This is a genomic window from Kitasatospora sp. NPDC101801 (assembly GCF_044766665.1).
Lineage (GTDB): Bacteria > Actinomycetota > Actinomycetes > Streptomycetales > Streptomycetaceae > Kitasatospora.
The window spans coordinates 149,188-165,150 of sequence record NZ_JBIWML010000001.1; the positions used below are offsets into that span (position 1 = coordinate 149,188).

General features: G+C 73.7%; 14 protein-coding genes and 1 riboswitch. Of the genes, 8 read left to right on the forward strand and 6 right to left on the reverse strand.

All coding sequences use genetic code 11. From position 1 onward, the window contains the following. Position 1 precedes the first annotated feature (1 nt). A riboswitch (FMN riboswitch) is annotated at positions 2-129 on the reverse strand. Between the two features lie 85 nt (positions 130-214). After that, positions 215-1,030, reverse strand: coding sequence for an SMP-30/gluconolactonase/LRE family protein (locus ACIRPK_RS00645; RefSeq protein WP_403030894.1), 816 nt, complete (start codon positions 1,028-1,030; stop codon positions 215-217). Positions 1,031-1,437: 407 nt separating this feature from the next. Here ACIRPK_RS00645 and ACIRPK_RS00650 point away from each other — a divergent pair, with 407 nt between their 5' ends. Together ACIRPK_RS00650 and ACIRPK_RS00655 are read left to right on the forward strand one after the other, a co-directional pair. Continuing rightward, positions 1,438-2,547 carry a methyltransferase domain-containing protein gene (locus tag ACIRPK_RS00650; RefSeq protein ID WP_403030897.1) on the forward strand — a complete coding sequence of 370 codons (1,110 nt, stop codon included), beginning with the start codon at positions 1,438-1,440 and terminating at the stop codon, positions 2,545-2,547. Between the two features lie 42 nt (positions 2,548-2,589). Continuing rightward, positions 2,590-3,240, forward strand: a complete 651-nt coding sequence (locus tag ACIRPK_RS00655) for an MSMEG_1061 family FMN-dependent PPOX-type flavoprotein (RefSeq protein WP_403030900.1) — start codon at positions 2,590-2,592, stop codon at positions 3,238-3,240. An 18-nt stretch (positions 3,241-3,258) separates the two neighbouring features. Here the strand turns inward: ACIRPK_RS00655 and ACIRPK_RS00660 are convergent, their stop codons facing one another. From ACIRPK_RS00660 to ACIRPK_RS00670, 3 genes are all read right to left on the reverse strand, one after another. Further along, positions 3,259-5,286: an MDR family MFS transporter gene (locus ACIRPK_RS00660; protein ID WP_403030903.1), complete on the reverse strand. Its 2,028-nt coding sequence runs from the start codon at positions 5,284-5,286 to the stop codon at positions 3,259-3,261. Between the two features lie 97 nt (positions 5,287-5,383). Further along, the gene (locus ACIRPK_RS00665) at positions 5,384-5,800 is read right to left on the reverse strand and encodes a VOC family protein (protein ID WP_403030906.1); all 417 of its coding nucleotides are present in this window, start codon (positions 5,798-5,800) and stop codon (positions 5,384-5,386) included. A 108-nt stretch (positions 5,801-5,908) separates the two neighbouring features. After that, positions 5,909-6,808 (reverse strand): MerR family transcriptional regulator, encoded by a 900-nt coding sequence (locus tag ACIRPK_RS00670; protein ID WP_403030909.1) that lies wholly within the window; start codon positions 6,806-6,808, stop codon positions 5,909-5,911. A 104-nt stretch (positions 6,809-6,912) separates the two neighbouring features. Here ACIRPK_RS00670 and ACIRPK_RS00675 point away from each other — a divergent pair, with 104 nt between their 5' ends. Continuing rightward, positions 6,913-8,415 carry an alpha/beta hydrolase gene (locus tag ACIRPK_RS00675; RefSeq protein WP_403030912.1) on the forward strand — a complete coding sequence of 501 codons (1,503 nt, stop codon included), beginning with the start codon at positions 6,913-6,915 and terminating at the stop codon, positions 8,413-8,415. Between the two features lie 171 nt (positions 8,416-8,586). Here ACIRPK_RS00675 and ACIRPK_RS00680 read toward each other — a convergent pair whose 3' ends face one another. Continuing rightward, a complete protein-coding gene (locus tag ACIRPK_RS00680) occupies positions 8,587-9,021 on the reverse strand; it encodes an ATP-binding protein (protein WP_403030915.1) in 435 nt (144 codons plus the stop codon). Between the two features lie 222 nt (positions 9,022-9,243). Between ACIRPK_RS00680 and ACIRPK_RS00685 the strand changes: the two genes are divergently transcribed. From ACIRPK_RS00685 to ACIRPK_RS00700, 4 genes are read left to right on the forward strand one after another with little or no spacing between them, the layout of a single operon-like run. Continuing rightward, positions 9,244-10,545, forward strand: a complete 1,302-nt coding sequence (locus ACIRPK_RS00685) for a hypothetical protein (RefSeq protein ID WP_403030918.1) — start codon at positions 9,244-9,246, stop codon at positions 10,543-10,545. Between the two features lie 39 nt (positions 10,546-10,584). Further along, a complete protein-coding gene (locus ACIRPK_RS00690; protein WP_403030920.1) occupies positions 10,585-11,187 on the forward strand; it encodes a GNAT family N-acetyltransferase in 603 nt (200 codons plus the stop codon). Between the two features lie 53 nt (positions 11,188-11,240). Then, the gene (locus ACIRPK_RS00695) at positions 11,241-14,174 is read left to right on the forward strand and encodes an FAD-binding and (Fe-S)-binding domain-containing protein (protein WP_403030923.1); all 2,934 of its coding nucleotides are present in this window, start codon (positions 11,241-11,243) and stop codon (positions 14,172-14,174) included. 39 nt (positions 14,175-14,213) lie between these two features. After that, positions 14,214-14,678, forward strand: a complete 465-nt coding sequence (locus tag ACIRPK_RS00700; protein ID WP_403030926.1) for a GNAT family N-acetyltransferase — start codon at positions 14,214-14,216, stop codon at positions 14,676-14,678. Positions 14,679-14,685: 7 nt separating this feature from the next. Here ACIRPK_RS00700 and ACIRPK_RS00705 read toward each other — a convergent pair whose 3' ends face one another. Then, positions 14,686-15,189, reverse strand: a complete 504-nt coding sequence (locus ACIRPK_RS00705; RefSeq protein ID WP_403030928.1) for a DUF4188 domain-containing protein — start codon at positions 15,187-15,189, stop codon at positions 14,686-14,688. A gap of 109 nt (positions 15,190-15,298) precedes the next feature. Here ACIRPK_RS00705 and ACIRPK_RS00710 point away from each other — a divergent pair, with 109 nt between their 5' ends. Continuing rightward, positions 15,299-15,940 carry a MerR family transcriptional regulator gene (locus tag ACIRPK_RS00710; protein WP_403030931.1) on the forward strand — a complete coding sequence of 214 codons (642 nt, stop codon included), beginning with the start codon at positions 15,299-15,301 and terminating at the stop codon, positions 15,938-15,940. The last annotated feature ends 23 nt before the right edge of the window (positions 15,941-15,963 follow it).

A 15,963-nucleotide genomic window follows, 5' to 3' on the forward strand; every position in this document is an offset into this window, starting at 1 on the left:
CCGCGCACGCCTCCCATCCGGACTTTAACCGTCGGTCCAGGAATTTCACCTGGTCAACCGCCCGCTGGCTGCGGACGGGTCGCGGACTGTAACCGCCGGTTCGGATTTTCACCGACCCCGGAGTGCGCTGAACGTCACTACTACTACTGCCGTCATTCTGCCACGGCACGCAAGGGGGCCGGGAGGGGTGCTCGCTGTGTCCTGGTTCACTCCGTCAGGTCGTCGCTGCCGGGAATACCGCCGGGGTGGCCGGCAGACCCGGCACCGGCAGCCGGGTGGCGTGCAACTGGCCGCCGTGGCGGGAGAACTGACCGTCCGCCGTCGGCTTCCGGGCGGTGGTGACGTACAGGGTGCGCAGGTCCGGGCCGCCGAACGCGCAGCTGGTCGGGTGCGAGACGCCGACCGGCAGCACGGTGTCCAGCGTGCCGTCGGGGGTGTAGCGGTGGAGTACCCCGCTGCCCCAGCGGGCCACCCAGACCGCGCCCTCGGCGTCCACCGTCAGCCCGTCCGGCAGCTCGGTGGCCGCGAACCGGCGCCGGCCACGGATGCTGCCGTCGGCCGGGTCGAAGTCGAACACGTCGATCCGGCCGGTCGGGGTGTCGGCCCAGTACATCAGCCGGCCGTCCGGGCTCCAGCCCAGCCCGTTGGAGATCGAGGCGCCACCCACCTGCTCGCTGACGCTCTCGCCGTCGATCCTGAACAGGCCTGCCCTGCGGGTGACTTCACCTCTGGCCATGGTCCCGACCCAGATCCGGCCGGCCGGGTCGGTCTTCGCGTCGTTGCACCGGTCGGCCGCACCGAGCGGCACCGGGACGACGTGGCCGCCCTGCTCCACCCGGTCCTGCCGGACGGTCGCCCAGCCGGTGGTGGTGGGCAGTACGGCGGTCACCGGTGCGGGCAACTGCTGCGAACTGCCGTCGGAGTCGTGCACCAGCCCACCGGGAATGTCCACCCAGCGCAGGCTCTCGGTCCGGACGTCCCAGACCGGACCCTCGCCCAGCTCGCTGACCCGGTCGTCGATCGGCTTCATCGGCTTTCGGCCCTTTCTTTGCCGGGAAACTACCAGCGCCACCCTGCGCTCTCAAGGTCGGCGGCCGGTGACCGCAGCCCCGCCGGCCGGACGGCCGGCGCTCCCGCCGACCCTGCTCCGGTGGGGGGAATGAGACCGGGCTTTCACTCCTTCAGGTGGGGGGTCAACCACGCTCCGGGCGCACCACCCGAATGCGCCCTACCGGGGCCCGGCCGCCCGGTGCATCATGAACACTCCAACCGCACAAGGCGGTTGGCGATCGGTTGGGGGGCACCATGGGTGACGGGAAGCACGAGAAGCCACCGGCCGACCCGGGTGAGGGCACACCGCCGCCCGGTAATTCGGACGGTCAGGTACCGCTGCCGCCGCCCGGTGACGGCAAGCACAAGAAGTAGGGTCGGGAACTCGTGGTTTCGGTCGTTCCTGGCGAGGCGCAGGCTTCGCTCGACGCACAGATGGAGCGGGCCGGCGCCTGGCCCGAGCGGTCGCCCTGGCTGCGGGCGGCGGTGGCCGCCGTGCCGCGCGAGGGGTTCGCCCCGACGGTGCTGTACCGGTGGGACGGACGGGCGTACCGGCCGGTGGACGGGACGGCGGACCGCCGGGGCTGGGCCGACCTGGTCTACGGCGACCCGAACGCGGCGGCGGTGACCCAGGTGACCGCCGGACTGCCGAGCTCCAGCCTGTCCTGCCAGGCGGTGGTGGTCGACATGCTGGACTCCGCCCTGCTGGAACCGGGTCACCGGGTGCTGGAGCTGGGCACCGGCACCGGCTGGAACGCCGCCCTGACCACCGAACGGGTCGGCCCGGGGCGGGTGGTCAGCATCGAGTGGGACGACGCCATCGCGGCGGCCGCCCGAAGACGGCTGACGGCGGCTCAGGTGGAGGTCCGGGTCGGTGACGGCACCGCGGGCGCGCCGGACGCCGCCCCCTTCGACCGGGTGATCGCCACCTACGCGGTGGACCGGGTGCCCTGGGCCTGGGTCGCCCAGTGCCGCCCCGGCGGCCGGATCGTCACCCCCTGGGGGCGGCTGGGCCACGTCGCACTGACGGTCGCGGCGGACCACCGATCCGCCACCGGCTGGATGCAGGGCCTGGCCAAGTTCATGGCCTCCCGGGCCGAACCGGCGCACACCGAAAGCGACTTCGAGGAGATCCGGGCCGGCGCGCGGCCGGCGGCCGAGCCCGAGCTCCTCCCGGTGGTCGAACCGCTGCGCACCGACTGGCACCTGCTGTTCGCCCTCCGGGTGGCCCTCCCCGACGTCCGGATCGGCACCGCCCCCGACGGTGTCACGGTACGGCTGCACGACAACCGCGACTCCTGGGCCACCGTCACCCCCGACGGGACGCTGAGCCAGGGCGGGCCACGCCGGCTCGGCCGGGAACTGACGGCCGCCCGGACCGCCTGGGAGCAGCACGGGAGACCCGGCGTCTACGACTACGGCATGACCGTCACCCCGGACACCCAGTACGTCTGGGCGACCGACCCCGAGACCGGCCCGCGCTGGCCGTCGTCCTAGGGCCTGCCCTTCAGGCCGGATGTTCGGCTAGCGTGCCGGTACGTGACCACACCAACCGCCTTCGAGGCACTGCGGACCGAAGCCCTGACCGACCCCGACCGGCTGCGCGAGCTGTACGAGCAGCCGGGCGAGCACGCCCGGCGCAAGCAGGTGGACCACCTGCACGAGGCGGCCCGGCGCCTGATCGGCTGCTCCTCGCTGGTCCTGCTGGCCAGCACCGGGCCGGACGGGAGCTGCGACGTCACCCCGCGCGGCGGGCCGCCCGGCTTCGTCTCGGTGCTCGACGACCACACCCTGGCCATCCCCGACGCCACCGGCAACAAGCGGCTGGACAGCCTGCACAGCATCATCGCCACCGGGAAGGCCGGCCTGCTCTTCGTGATCCCCGGCCGGGACAGCACCCTGCGGGTCAACGGCCGGGCCTGCGTCTCCGCCGACCCGCAGCTGCTCGCCCAGCTCACCGCCGTCGGCAAGCCGCCGCGCAGCGCGGTGATCGTCGGCGTCGAGGAGGTCTACGGCCACTGCCCGAAGGCGTTCCTGCGCGGCGCGGCCTGGAAGCCCGAGCAGTGGCTCGCCCCGGACGCGGCCCCCAGTTCGGCCGAGGTGACCCTCTCCCACCTGCGCGACCCCTCGCTGACCATCGAGATGATCGAGCAGAACGAGCGCGAGGCGCTGCTGTACCGCTACGAGTGAGCGGCCCCGGCCCGGGGGTCAGACCGAGGCGTGCTCCTGCTCCTCCTCGAACAGCCGGGCGGCGATCGACTCGACCGCCCGGTCCAGGCTGGCCCGGTCGGCCGGGTCGGTGACGTCCCAGTCGTCCAGGTGGTGGCCGAGCCAGCGGCGCCAGGCCTCGGAGAGCCGGTCCACCTCGGCCTGGCCGGCCGGGGTGAGGTCGAACCGGCCGTCCGCCGTGGTGGCGTGGCCGCTCTGCACCACCCGGTCGAAGGCCGGCTCCAGCACCTCCCCCGGCAGGTGGTGGGCGACGGCGATGGACGCCACGTCCGCACCGCCCGCGAACCGGCCGCGCCAGTAGATCTGGCCGAGCGCCCAGGCCGAGGCGGGCGGCAGGCCGCTGCCGGAGTCGGCCAGGATCTGCCGGCCCACCCCCGGCCGGCCCTTGGCCTTGCGCAGCAGGTTCGCCAGCGCCCGCTCCAGCTGCTTGTCCGCGTCGGCGGTGTCCGGGGCGCCGAAGCCCTCACCGAGGTCGGAGGCGGCCGCCCGGGCACTGTCCCGCAGCGGGACCTCCTTGAGGAACCAGGCCACCAGGAAGCCGACCACGGCCACCGGGACCACCCACTGGAACACGTAGTTGACGGTGTCGGCGTACGCGGTGATGAACGGCGCCGCCTGATCGGGCGTCAGCGCGTCGAGCCCGGCCGGGCTGGCCGCCGCACCGGGCGGCACGCTCGGCTGCTCGGCCGCCGCCTTGGCCAGACTGGGCGTCAGCTGGTTGCTGAACAGGGTGCCGAACACGGCGGTGCCGAACGAGCTGCCGAGCGTCCGGAAGAAGGTCACGCCCGAGGTGGCGGTGCCCAGTTCGTGGTACGGCACGGTGTTCTGCACCGCGATGGTGAGCACCTGCATGGCCAGCCCGATGCCCAGGCCGAACACGAACATGTACAGCGACTCCAGCCAGACCCCGGTGTCCGGGCCCATGGTGGACATCAGCCAGAGCCCGACCGCCATCACACCGGTGCCCAGGATCGGGAAGATCCGGTACCGGCCTGTGCGGCTGACCACGATGCCGGACAGCATCGAGGTGCCGAGCAGCCCGACCACCATCGGCAGCGTCCGCACCCCGGACATGGTGGCCGAGACCCCGTCCACGAACTGCAGGTAGGTGGGCAGGTAGGTCATCGCGCCGAGCATCGCGAAGCCGACGATGAAGCTGAGGACCGAGCAGACCGTGAAGACCGAGTTCCGGAACAGGTGCATCGGGAGCATCGGTTCCTTGGCCCGGAGCTCCACCACCACGAAGCCCACCAGCAGCAGCACCGAGCCGACGAACAGCCCGATGATCACCGGCGAGCCCCAGGCGTACTCGTTGCCGCCCCACTCCAGGCCGAGCACCAGACCGGAGGCGCCGAGCGCCACCAGCACGATGCCGGCGTAGTCGATCACCGGCCGGACGGCGGCCTTGACGGCGGGGATGGTCGAGGCCGCCATCGCCACCATCACGATCGCGATCGGGACGTTGACGTAGAAGCACCAGCGCCAGGACGCGTGGTCGGTGAACAGCCCGCCCAGGGTCGGGCCGACCACCGTGGTGACGCCGAAGACCGCGCCGAGCGCGCCCTGGTACTTGCCCCGCTCGCGGAGCGGGATGACGTCCGCGATCAGGGCCATCGCGGTGACCATCAGCCCGCCGCCGCCGATGCCCTGCACCGCGCGGCCGATGATCAGCAGCATCATCCCGTTCGCCGCGCCCGAGACGACCGAGCCGACGATGAAGATCACCGCGCTCAGCTGGAAGACGATCTTCCGGCCGAACAGGTCGCCGAACTTGCCGACCAGCACGGTGGCCACCGTCTCGGCCAGCAGGTAGGCCGTCACCACCCAGGCCATGTGCCCGCCGCCGCCCAGGTCGGCCACGATGGTCGGCAGCGCGGTGGAGACGATCGTCTGGTCCAGCGCGGCCATCAGCATGCCGAGCACGATGGTGGCGAAGACCACGTTGGTCTGACGGCGGCTCAGGGCGGGCGGCGCCTTGGCTGTTTCGGCTACTGCGGTCGCGGACAAGCTCCCGGGCCTCCCGAGTCGGCGTACAGGTACCCCCACCCTTGGCCGGACCGGAACCTGACGCCACCGCAGACGGCAGGACGGGTGACGGCGACCGTCAGGACTGCGCCTGCTCCGCCATCGCCGCCTGGTCCATCCAGACGTACTCCCACTGGTGGCCGTCCAGGTCCTGGAAGCTGCGGCTGTACATGAAGCCCAGGTCCATCGGGTCGTTGACGGCTCCGGCGCCGGCCGCGATCGCCTTGTCGACCAGCTCGTCCACCTCGGCCCGGCTGTCCGCGCTGAGCGCCGTGATGACCTCGGTGCCGGCGGTCGCGTCGACGATCGGCTTCTTGGTGAAGTCGGCGAACCGGGCCTCGGTGAGCAGCATCGCGAAGATGGTGTCGCTGATCACCATGCAGGAGGCGGTCTCGTCGGTGAACTGCGGGTTGAACGAGTACCCGACCGCCTCGAAGAACTCGATCGACTTGTCGAGGTTCTTGACCGGGAGGTTGACGAAGATCATCTTTGCCATGGGAGCAGGGCTCTCTTCCGTACGGTGCCGACGGTCGCCCAGCCGGTCGGCCGAGCAGTTCCGAGCCTGGCACCGGGCACTGACAGCCGCCCACCGGTACTGCTGCGATCAGGCGTCCCCGGTCTGCCCGAGCCGCTGGTCGAGGGCGGTCTGCAACCAGTGGTGGGTGGCGCCCATGGTCGGCTCCGGTGCGCGGGACACCTCGGCGGTCAGCTTCCAGTAACGGACCATCACCGGGTCGGCGCCCTGCGCCGGTCCGGCGCTGAGCTCCCGGCGGAAGGCGGGGGTGTCGCGCAGCCCGCGCGAGTCGGCGTGGGCGGCGACGAAGCAGTCCAACGCCTCGTCCCCCGGCGGCCGGAACGCCAACAGGTCCGTCCGGGCCAGCGCGTACGCCTCGCCGAGCCCTTGGTAGAACACCGCCGGGCGGTAGCCCTCCTCGGCCGGCGGCGCCGGGCGGCAGTCGTTGCGGCAGAACTCGTCGGCGAGCGCGTGCAGTCGGGCGAACGCCAGCACCTGGTCCGGGGTCGGATCGGCCGGCGGCTGCGGGACCGCCTCGTCGAGGATCGAGGAGACCAGCCCGGCCGGCATCCGCAGCGGCAGCAGCCGGCGCCAGAACCTGGCCAGCACCTCGGTGTTCGGCGAGGTGCCGATCGCACCGATCAGCCGCAGCCGGTCGGCCCGCTCCTGGCCGGCGCAGTCCCGGAGCAGCTGGAGCGCGGCCTCCCGCCAGCGCAGCGCGGTCAGCTGCGAGCCGAGCTCGCGGAGCTGCCCGGCGATCACGTCCTCCAGCACCTCCTCCCGCTCCAGCACCCGGGTGACCTCGGCGACCGGCAGGTCCAGGGTGCGCAGCGAGCGGATCAGCCCGAGCCGCTCCAGTGCCTCGGGCCCGTACCTGCGGTGGCCGCCGCTGCTGCGCGCGGCCTCGGGCAGCAGCCCCTGGTCCGAGTAGTAGCGAACGGTCTTGACCGTGGCCCCCGCGCGCTCGGCGAGTTCTCCGATGCTCCACATGCCCCCAAGGATGTCATCCCTTGAATCTCCCTCAGGGGGAGCTCCTACCGTACGGATCAGCGCAGCCGACCGGGGCGCGGACCGAACGGTAGGAGGAGACAGTCATGACGGCCTTCATTCTGGTGGCGGAGAGCTTCACCGGTGGCCTGGTGTGGCAGGAGGTGACGGAGCGTCTGACCGCGTCGGGCGCCGAGGTCCACCCGGCCACCCTGACCGGTCTGGGCGACCGCCGCGACGAGGCCGGGCCGGACACCGACCTGGAGACGCACGTCGCGGACCTGGTGAGGCTGATCGACGGGGTGACCGACCCGGAGCTGGTGATCGTCGGTCACGGCTACGGCATCCACCCGGTGCTGGGCGCCGCCGACCGCCGAGCGGAGCGGATCGCCCGGATCGTCTACCTGGACGCCGGCCTGCCGCAGGACGGCGACCCGGCACTCGCCCTGATCGCCGACCCGGCGGTGCGCGAGGAACTGCTGCAGCCGACCGGCACCGGCTGGGGGATCGCCCCGCCGACCGCCGAGGAGTGGCAGCGCTGGGGCAGCGTCGAGGGCCTCTCCCCCGCCGCGCTGGACCGGCTGACCGGGCTGGCCGCGCCGCAGCCCCGGGGCACCCTGACCCGGCCGCTCGCGCTGACCGGCGCGCTGGCCGCCGTGCCGACCACCGGGATCATCTGCACGGCGGGCGGGCTGAGCATCGCGGTGGTCGAGATGCTGGTCGCCTCGGGGCCGCCGCAGTTCCGGGTGCTGGCCCGCCCCGAGGTGGGCTTCTTCGAACTGGCCACCGGGCACTGGCCGATGCTCTCCGCCCCGGCCGAGCTGGCCGAGACGCTGCTCCGGGCCGCCGCCGGCCAGGGCCACCGGATCACCCCGCCGGCCGAGGAACTGCCGGTGTTCCTGCGCCCGTTCCTGCTCGACCTGCCCGAGGGGGCGCGCGAGCGGCTGGACCGGGTCGACCTCCACCTGCCGGAGGGGGAGGGCCCGCACCCGGCGATCGTGTTCGTGCACGGCGGCCCGATCACCGCCGACCTGCGGCCCACCCCGCGCGACTGGCCGCAGTACGTCGGCTACGGCCGGTACGCCGCGAGCCAGGGCGTGGTCGGGGTGACGGTCGATCACCGCCTGTACGGGCTGGCCGACTACGGCCGGGCGGCCGAGGACGTCGCGGTGGCCGTCGAACTGGTCCGGGCCGATCCCCGGGTGGACCCGGACCGGATCGCGGTCTGGTTCTTCTCCGGTGGCGGCCTGCTCACCACCGACTGGCTGGCCGCGCCGCCGTCCTGGCTGCGCTGCCTGGCCGCCACCTACCCGGTGCTCGCGCCGCTGCCGAGCTGGGGTGTCGGCGTGGACCCGCACTTCGCCCCGACGGCGGCGGTGGCCGGCGCGGGCGGGCTGCCGGTGGTGCTGACCCGGGCGGGCCTGGAGTCGCCCGAGATCGCGGCCACCGTCGAGGAGTTCCGGACCGCCGCCGCCGACGCCGGGGTGCAGGTCGAGACGGTCGAGGTGCCGCACGGCCGACACGGCTTCGAAGTCCTGGACCACACCCCGGAGTCGGTCCTCGCGGTGGAGCGGGCGATGGCGTCCGTGCTGGCGCACCTGCGGGCCTAGCGCTTTCGTCAGACTCCCGCCTGCCCCACGACGCCCGGCACGCACGCTCACCGCACCGGACGAAAGCCCAGGTACGACCCAGTACGCGGGCTCCCGCACAGCACGCCGAGCGCACGCACCGGATGCCACAGGGCCGCCCTCCGGGCGACGACGGGAGTTCGACCACAGCCCCTAGGGCCGGGCCCGGCACTGGTTTCGGCGAACCACGGCCCACACCGTCTTGCCCCGGCCCGGGTGCCCGGCGACACCGAAGTCGGCGGCCAGCGAGCGGACCAGCAGCAGGCCCCGGCCGCCCTCGTCCCGGACCGTCGGCAGACCGGGCAGCGGGAGGTCCGGCCGGGTGTCCGTGACCTCGATCCGGCAGGCGTCCCCGGTCTCCAACAGCCGGATCCGCACCTCCCCACCGGGGTCGCCGGCGTGCCGGACGGCGTTGGTCACCAGCTCCGAGCAGATCAGCAGCAGATCGTCCAGACGGTCGGCCGGCCAACCCCGTTCGGCCAGGACGGCGCGGACCTGTCGGCGGGCCGGACCGACCGAGGCCGGCGCGGCCACCCAGACCGTCTCCCACTCGCGGAGCTGTCGCCCCGCCTGCGTGCTGGCCATCATGTGTCTCGCTCCGGGGGCTCGGGATCGACGGCGGGTCTCGCGCGTGCTCCGCTCAGGGTTCCGTCCCGGGACCGGCCCGGCCAGGACGCCGAGCGGCCATCCAGCGGCCATCGGCCGGCCGGCCGGGTCACCTGCGAGGTGGACTTTTCCGGCGGAACCGGGCGGCGCACCCGGTGATCCCCCTAGCGTGGGCGCGGTAACGAACCGTCAGGGGGGTCATGCATGAGCGCGCCCGGCAACGAACACCTCTACGCCGCCCGGGTGTCCAAGGGCTGGTTCTCCCAGGAACGGGCGGCCGAGGGGATCAGCTGCGCCGGCCGCACCGAGCTGCGGGACACCACTTTCACGGTCAGCGTCCGCACGTACCGGCGCTGGGAGACCCCGGCGCCGCCCTGGCCCCGGCCCGACTACGCCACCGCCCTGCGGGCCGCCTTCGACCGGGGCCCGGAGTACCTGGGATTCCGCCCGCCGGGCGGCCGCTGCGCCGGGCCGAGTGGACCGGCGGCCGCCGAACCGGTCATGATCCCGCCTGTGAACCGTCGCGAAGCACTCGCCACCGGCGCCGCCGCCCTCGGGCTGCCCTGGCTCGCCCCGGGCGACTCCGGTCGCCGCCGACTCCGGGTCGGCCACGAGGAGATCGAGGGTCTGCGGGCCACCGCACTGGACCTGGACGCGATCGACCAGCGGTTCGGCGGCGACCGGCTGTGGCGCTCGGCGCGCTCGCACCTGTCCTGGGTGCACCACCTGATCGACCAGGGCAGCTACCCGGACGAGGTCGGCCTGGAACTCCAGGGCCTGGCCGGTGAACTGACCACCTCGCTCGGCTGGTTCTGCTACGACGCGGACCAGCAGGCCGAGGCCAGGGTGTACTTCTCCGAGGCCCTCAACACCGCCATGCTGGCGGGCAACGACGTGCTCGCCACCCGGACGCTGTCCAACATGGCCCGGCAGAGCGTCGACCTGGGCAAGCCCAGGGAGGCGGTCCGGTTCGCCCGGGTCGCCCAGGGCCACGCCGCCCGCTGGCAGGCACCGCCCCGGGTGTCCGCCCTGCTGGCGGTCCGGGAGGCCCAGGGCTACGCCCGGATGGGCAACGAACTGGCCTGCTCGACGGCGGTCAAGCGGGCCTGGCAGCTGTTCGCCCAGGGCACCGGCGACCGCGACCCGGACTGGGTGGCCTTCCTCAACGAGGCCGAGCTGACCTGCCTGGAGGGCATGTGCCGGCTGGACCTCGGCCAGTTCAAGCGCTCGGTCCGGCTGCTGGAGCGCTCCGCCGAGCTGCAGGACATCGAGCACTCGAGGAACCGCGGGATGTGCCTGGCCCGGCTGTCCTACGCGGCCCTGCGGGACCGCGACCTGGACCGTACGGTGGCCGCCGCCCAGGAGTCGCTGCGGCTGATCCAGGGCGGGATGACCTCCAGCAGGAACCGCCGGCAGCTGGAGCTGGTCCGGGACGGCCTCGGCCCGCACCACCTGATCCCCGAAGTCCGGCACACTGCCGAGCAGTTGACCGCGCACACGGCCTGACCGGCCCGCAGATCCGTCCGACCCCGAGGAGAGACTCCCGTGACCGACCTCGAGCTGACCCGCTACCCGGGCCCGGCGGCGAAGGAGGTGTTCGACGACCTGGTGGCGCTCTACCGGGTGGTCTACGACGTCCCGCCGTACGCCGGGGACCCGTTCTTCTCGGTCGACTCGTTCGCCGAACGCCTGCACGACGCCCTGGAGATGACGGGTTTCGAGACCGTCACCGCCCGCCGGTCCGGCGAGCTGCTCGGCCTGGTGCACGGGGTCACCCTGCCCGCCGACCGGGCCTGGTGGCGCAGCCTCGGCGAGGCCCGGCCGCCCGCCGCCCGGGCCGCCGCGGAGGCCGGCCGGGTGTTCTGGCTCCGGGAGCTGATGGTGCTGCCCGAGCACACCGGGCAGGGGGTCGGCCGACGGCTGCACGACGCGATGGTGGCCGGCCGGGACGAGACCTGGACGGTGCTGACCTGCATCTTCGACAACGAACCGGCCCGCAGCGCCTACCCGAGGTGGGGGTACCGGGTGATCGGCGGGCGGATCAGGCACGCCCCCGAGTCCCCCGAGTACGACGCGCTGCTGCTGCCTCCGACGCCGCCGGCCGATCGGGACCGGGGTCCTGGGCGGACCGCGGCCGGTCCGGTATAGCTGGAGGCTGCCCGGCGGAGCCGACCCGCCGGAGTCGAGGAGAGGTCGCCGCCATGCCGCTGCTGGAGCCGGACCCGGAGGCCCTGCGGCCCGCCAGCCTGGCGGCGCCCGCCCACGACCGGGTCGAGGCGGCCCGGTCCACCGGCACCCCGGCCGGGCTGCGCGACGGGCTGACCGCGCTGCTCGGCCCGGGCAAGGTGCTGAGCAAGGTCTCCGACCTGGTGCGGTACGCCTCGGACGCCAGCCCGTACCGGTTCGTGCCACAGGTGGTGGTGATCGCCGAGTCGGTGGCGGACGTGTCGGCGGTGTTCGGCTACGCGCACCGGCACGGGCGGCACGTGGTGCTCCGGGCGGCGGGCACCAGCCTGAACGGGCAGGCGCAGGGCGAGGACATCCTGCTGGACGTGCGGCGGCACTGGGCGGGGATCGCGGTGGAGGGCGAGCGGGCCCGGATCCGCCCCGGCACCACGGTGGCCCGGGCCAACGCCACGCTGGCCCGGCACGGCCGGGTGCTCGGCCCCGACCCGGCCAGTGCGATCGCCTGCACGCTGGGCGGGGTGGTGGCGAACAACTCCTCCGGGATGACCGCCGGGACCACCCGCAACTCCTACCGCACCCTCGCCTCGCTCACCGTGGTGCTGCCCTCGGGCACCGTGCTGGACACCGCCGCCCCGGACGCCGACGCCCTGCTGACGGAGCGTGAACCCGCGCTCTGCGCCGGTCTGTCCGCCCTCAAGGCGGAGATCGAGGCCGACCCCGCGCTGGTGCGGCGGATCCGGGCCAAGTACGAGATCAAGAACACCAACGGCTACCGACTGGACGCCTTCCTGGACGCCGCGACCCCGGCCGCGATCCTGCGCGGGCTGATGGTCGGCTCGGAGGGGACCTTCGGGTTCATCGCCGAAACGGTCTTCGACACCCTCCCGCTGCACCGGCTGGTCTCCGCCGCGCTGCTGTTCTTCCCCTCGCTGCGCGCGGCGGCCGCCGCCGTCCCGGCGTTCAACGACGCCGGTGCGCTGGCGGTGGAGTTGATGGACGGCAACACCCTGCGGGCCTCGGCGGCGGTGCCGGGCGTACCGGCCGACTGGGCCGGGCTGCCGAAGGAGACCGCCGCGCTGCTGGTGGAGTTCCGCGCCCCGGACGAGGCGGCGCTGGCGGCGGCCGAGCAGCTGGCCACCGGGCTGCTCGCCGGGCTGCCACTGATCACCCCGGCCCTCTCGGTGACCAACGCCTTCACCCGCGACCCGGCCACCGTCGGCGGCTACTGGAAGGCCAGGAAGGCGTTCGTCACCGCGATCGGCTCGGCCCGCCCGCCCGGCACCACGCTGATCACCGAGGACTTCGCCGTCCCGCCGTCCCGGCTGGCGGACGCCTGCGAGGCGCTGCTCGCCCTGCAGGCCGAGCACGGCTTCGACGCTGCGGTGGCCGGCCACGCCGCGCACGGCAACCTGCACTTCCTGCTCGCCTTCGACCCGGCCGACCGGGGCGACCTGGACCGGTACGCCGCCTTCATGACCGCGTTCTGCGAGCTGACCGTGCACCGGTTCGACGGCTCGCTGAAGGCCGAGCACGCCACCGGCCGGAACATCGCACCGTTCCTGGAGCTCGAATGGGGGCCGCAGGCCACCGGGTTGATGTGGCGGATCAAGCAACTGATCGACCCGCACGGGATCCTGGCACCCCGGGTGGTGCTGGACCGCGACCCGGCCGCCCACCTGCGCGGCCTCAAGACCATCCCCCGGGTGGAGCAGATCGCCGACCCGTGCATCGAGTGCGGCTTCTGCGAGCCGACCTGCCCGAGCGGTGACCTGACCACCACGCCGCGCCAACGGATCGTGCTGCGGCGCGAGTTGATGCGCCAGCCGGCTGACTCCCCGGTCGGGGCCGAGCTGCTGGCCGCGTACGGCTACGACGCGGTGGACACCTGTGCGGGCGACTCCACCTGCAAGCTGGCCTGTCCGGTCGGCATCGACACCGGCGCGCTGATGAGGCAGTTCCGGCACCAGCGGCACTCGCCGCGCGAGGAGCGCACCGCCGCCCTGTTCGCCGAGCACTTCTCGGCGGTGGAGCGCTCCGCCCGGCTCGCCGTCGGGGCGGCCGAACGGATCGGTGACCGGCTGCGGACCGGCGACCGGCTGCTGGAGTCGGTGACCGGCGCCGCCCGCCGGGTGATCCGCCCCGACCTGGTGCCGGCCTGGCTGCCCGAGATCCCGGGCGCCGCCGAGCGCGCCATGCCCGCCACCACCCGCCCCGGCGCCGCCGCCGTCTACTACCCCGCCTGCGTCAACCGGATCTTCGGCGAACCGACCGGCCATCAGGGGCCCACCCTGCCCCAGGCGCTGGTGGCGGTCTCGGCCCGGGCCGGGAAGCCGGTCTGGATCCCGTCCGACCTGACCGGGACGTGCTGCGCCACCATCTGGCACTCCAAGGGCTACGACCGGGGCAACACCGTGATGGCCAACCGGATCGTCGAGGCCGCCTGGGGCTGGACCGGCGGCGGCCGGCTCCCGCTGGTGGTGGACGCCTCCTCCTGCACGCTCGGCCTCGCGCACGAGGCGGTCCCGTACCTCACCGCGCCCAACCGCGACCTGCACGCCGGGCTCACGGTGCTGGACTCGGTGGTCTGGGCGGCCGGGCTGCTGCCGGACCTGACGGTGCTGCGCACGGTCGGCTCGGCCGTGCTGCACCCGACCTGCTCGATGCGCCACCTCGGCGACGAGGAGCAGCTCCGCGCGGTCGCGGCGGCCTGCGCGGACGAGGTGGTCGTCCCGGACGACGCGGGCTGCTGCGCCTTCGCGGGCGACCGGGGCCTGCTGCACCGGGAGCTGACCGAGTCGGCCACCGCCGGGGAGGCCGCCGAGGTGACGGCCCGTGAGTTCTCGGCCCACCTCTCGGCGAACCGGATGTGCGAACTCGGCCTGGAGCACGCCACCGGCCGCCCGTACCACTCGGTGCTGCTGGAGCTGGAGCGGGCGACCCGACCGTAGTGGATATGGTTAGGCTAACCTCACTATCCAGGAGCGCCGATGTCGTCCCCCACGCTGGCCCGTCCCCACACCGCGGCGCCGATCCGGCCCGCCACCGGGGACGACGCCCGGGCTCTGTTCGCGCTCTCCGCCCCGTTCGTCCGCTCCGGGGCGCTGCGCCCGCGCAGCCAGGCCGACTACCGCTCGGCGGCGGCCGACTTCCTGGTCTCCCCCGGGGCGGCCGGGCTGGCGGGGTGCGTCGCGCTGCGCGCGCTGCCGGGCGGGGCCACCGCGCTCTACAACTTCTGCGTGCACCGGGCCGGCCAGGGCGGCGGGCTGGGCTCCGGACTGCTCGGCGCCGCGCTCCGCCGGGCCGACGGCCGTCCCGTCTACACCGCCACCACCGGCTCCGCCCGGCTGTTCCTGCACCACGGCTTCACGGAGATCCCGGCCCGGCTGGCCCCGCCCGGCTGGGCCGCCACCCTCGACCCGGGCCGCAACTCCCGGGTCTACCTCCGGACCTGAGGGCCGCTCACTCCTCCCGCTTCCGCGCCGCCCTGGCCAGCCGCTCGCGGGCACTGGCCCCGCGCCGCTCGATCGGCAGCACCCCGGTGGCGGCCGCCAGGCCGTACGGCGGCATGTCCCCGTAGATCGACTCGTACGAGCCGGGCTGCACGATGTACGTCTCGTGCCAGATCCCCACGTGCTGACGGGACGTCTGCTCGTACCGGTTGATCATCGCCCAGGCCCTGCGGTGCAGCCGCTCGGGAGCGGCGGCGTAGGCGAGCAGCTTCTCCTTCGACTCCCAGTACTGGACCACGTAGTAGGTGCGCGGCGATCCGCTGAGCAGCTGACTGCCCAGCAGCCCGCTCTCCTTGTCCCGGGAGAGCTCGCGCAGCAGCACGGGCATCGAGACCGCGACGGGCAGCCAGCGGTGCACCGCCCAGAAATGGTTGATCCGCATACCGAGCAGGAAGAGGACGACCTCCCCCTCGGCGGCGGCAGTGGTACGGCCGGGATTTGGCTTGGCGAACACGGCACCCCCCCTGGTGACCCGGGCGACGCCGTTTCAGTCGCCCATGGTTGGATAGTCTGACTATTCAACACCTGGGATAGTGGCACTGTACGAGGGAAGGGCACAAGGGATGCGACTGGCCGATCTGAGCGAGCGGAGCCAGGTCTCGATCGCCACGATCAAGTACTACCTGCGCGAGGGCCTGCTGGCGCCCGGGCACCGGGTGAACGCCACCCAGGCCGACTACGACGACGCGCACCTGCGCCGGCTGCGGCTGGTCCGGGCGATGGTCCAGGTCGGCCGGATCCCGGTGGCCACCGTCCGCGAGGTGCTGGCCCAGGTCGACGACGAGTCGCTGAGCCGCACCATCCGGCTGGGCGCCGCGCTCTGGTCCCTCCCCCGGGCCGCCGAGCCGGAGCCGGAGGACCCGGCCGTGGTCGACGCCGCCCGCGAGGTCAACCGGATGCTCACCCGGCTGGGCTGGGCCGACGCCGCCGAGCTCGGCCCGCTCTCCCCCGTCTACCGCGAACTGATCGCCTCGGTGGCCTCGCTCCACCGGGCCGGCTTCCCGCTCGACGCGGACGACCTCGTCCCGTACGCGGAGCAGATGGAACGGACCGCCGTCCACGACCTCGACCGGATGGAGCGGCTGCACACCGCCGTCGAACAGATCGAGTCCGCCATCGCCTCGGCGGTCCTGTTCGAACCCGTCCTGCTCAACCTCCGCCGCCTGGCCCAGGAACAGGAGGCCACCCGCCGCTTCGGCCTCTGACCCGGGCCTGTCGACACCCCGCC

Excerpts from the sequence above, each read along its gene's own strand:
- ACIRPK_RS00645 (WP_403030894.1), bottom strand. The coding sequence starts at position 1,030 with ATGAAGCCGATCGACGACCGGGTCAGCGAGCTGGGCGAGGGTCCGGTC.
- ACIRPK_RS00665 (WP_403030906.1), bottom strand. The coding sequence starts at position 5,800 with ATGGCAAAGATGATCTTCGTCAACCTCCCGGTCAAGAACCTCGACAAG.
- ACIRPK_RS00670 (WP_403030909.1), bottom strand. The coding sequence starts at position 6,808 with ATGTGGAGCATCGGAGAACTCGCCGAGCGCGCGGGGGCCACGGTCAAG.
- ACIRPK_RS00675 (WP_403030912.1), top strand. The coding sequence starts at position 6,913 with ATGACGGCCTTCATTCTGGTGGCGGAGAGCTTCACCGGTGGCCTGGTG.
- ACIRPK_RS00680 (WP_403030915.1), bottom strand. The coding sequence starts at position 9,021 with ATGATGGCCAGCACGCAGGCGGGGCGACAGCTCCGCGAGTGGGAGACG.
- ACIRPK_RS00685 (WP_403030918.1), top strand. The coding sequence starts at position 9,244 with ATGAGCGCGCCCGGCAACGAACACCTCTACGCCGCCCGGGTGTCCAAG.
- ACIRPK_RS00695 (WP_403030923.1), top strand. The coding sequence starts at position 11,241 with ATGCCGCTGCTGGAGCCGGACCCGGAGGCCCTGCGGCCCGCCAGCCTG.
- ACIRPK_RS00700 (WP_403030926.1), top strand. The coding sequence starts at position 14,214 with ATGTCGTCCCCCACGCTGGCCCGTCCCCACACCGCGGCGCCGATCCGG.
- ACIRPK_RS00710 (WP_403030931.1), top strand. The coding sequence starts at position 15,299 with ATGCGACTGGCCGATCTGAGCGAGCGGAGCCAGGTCTCGATCGCCACG.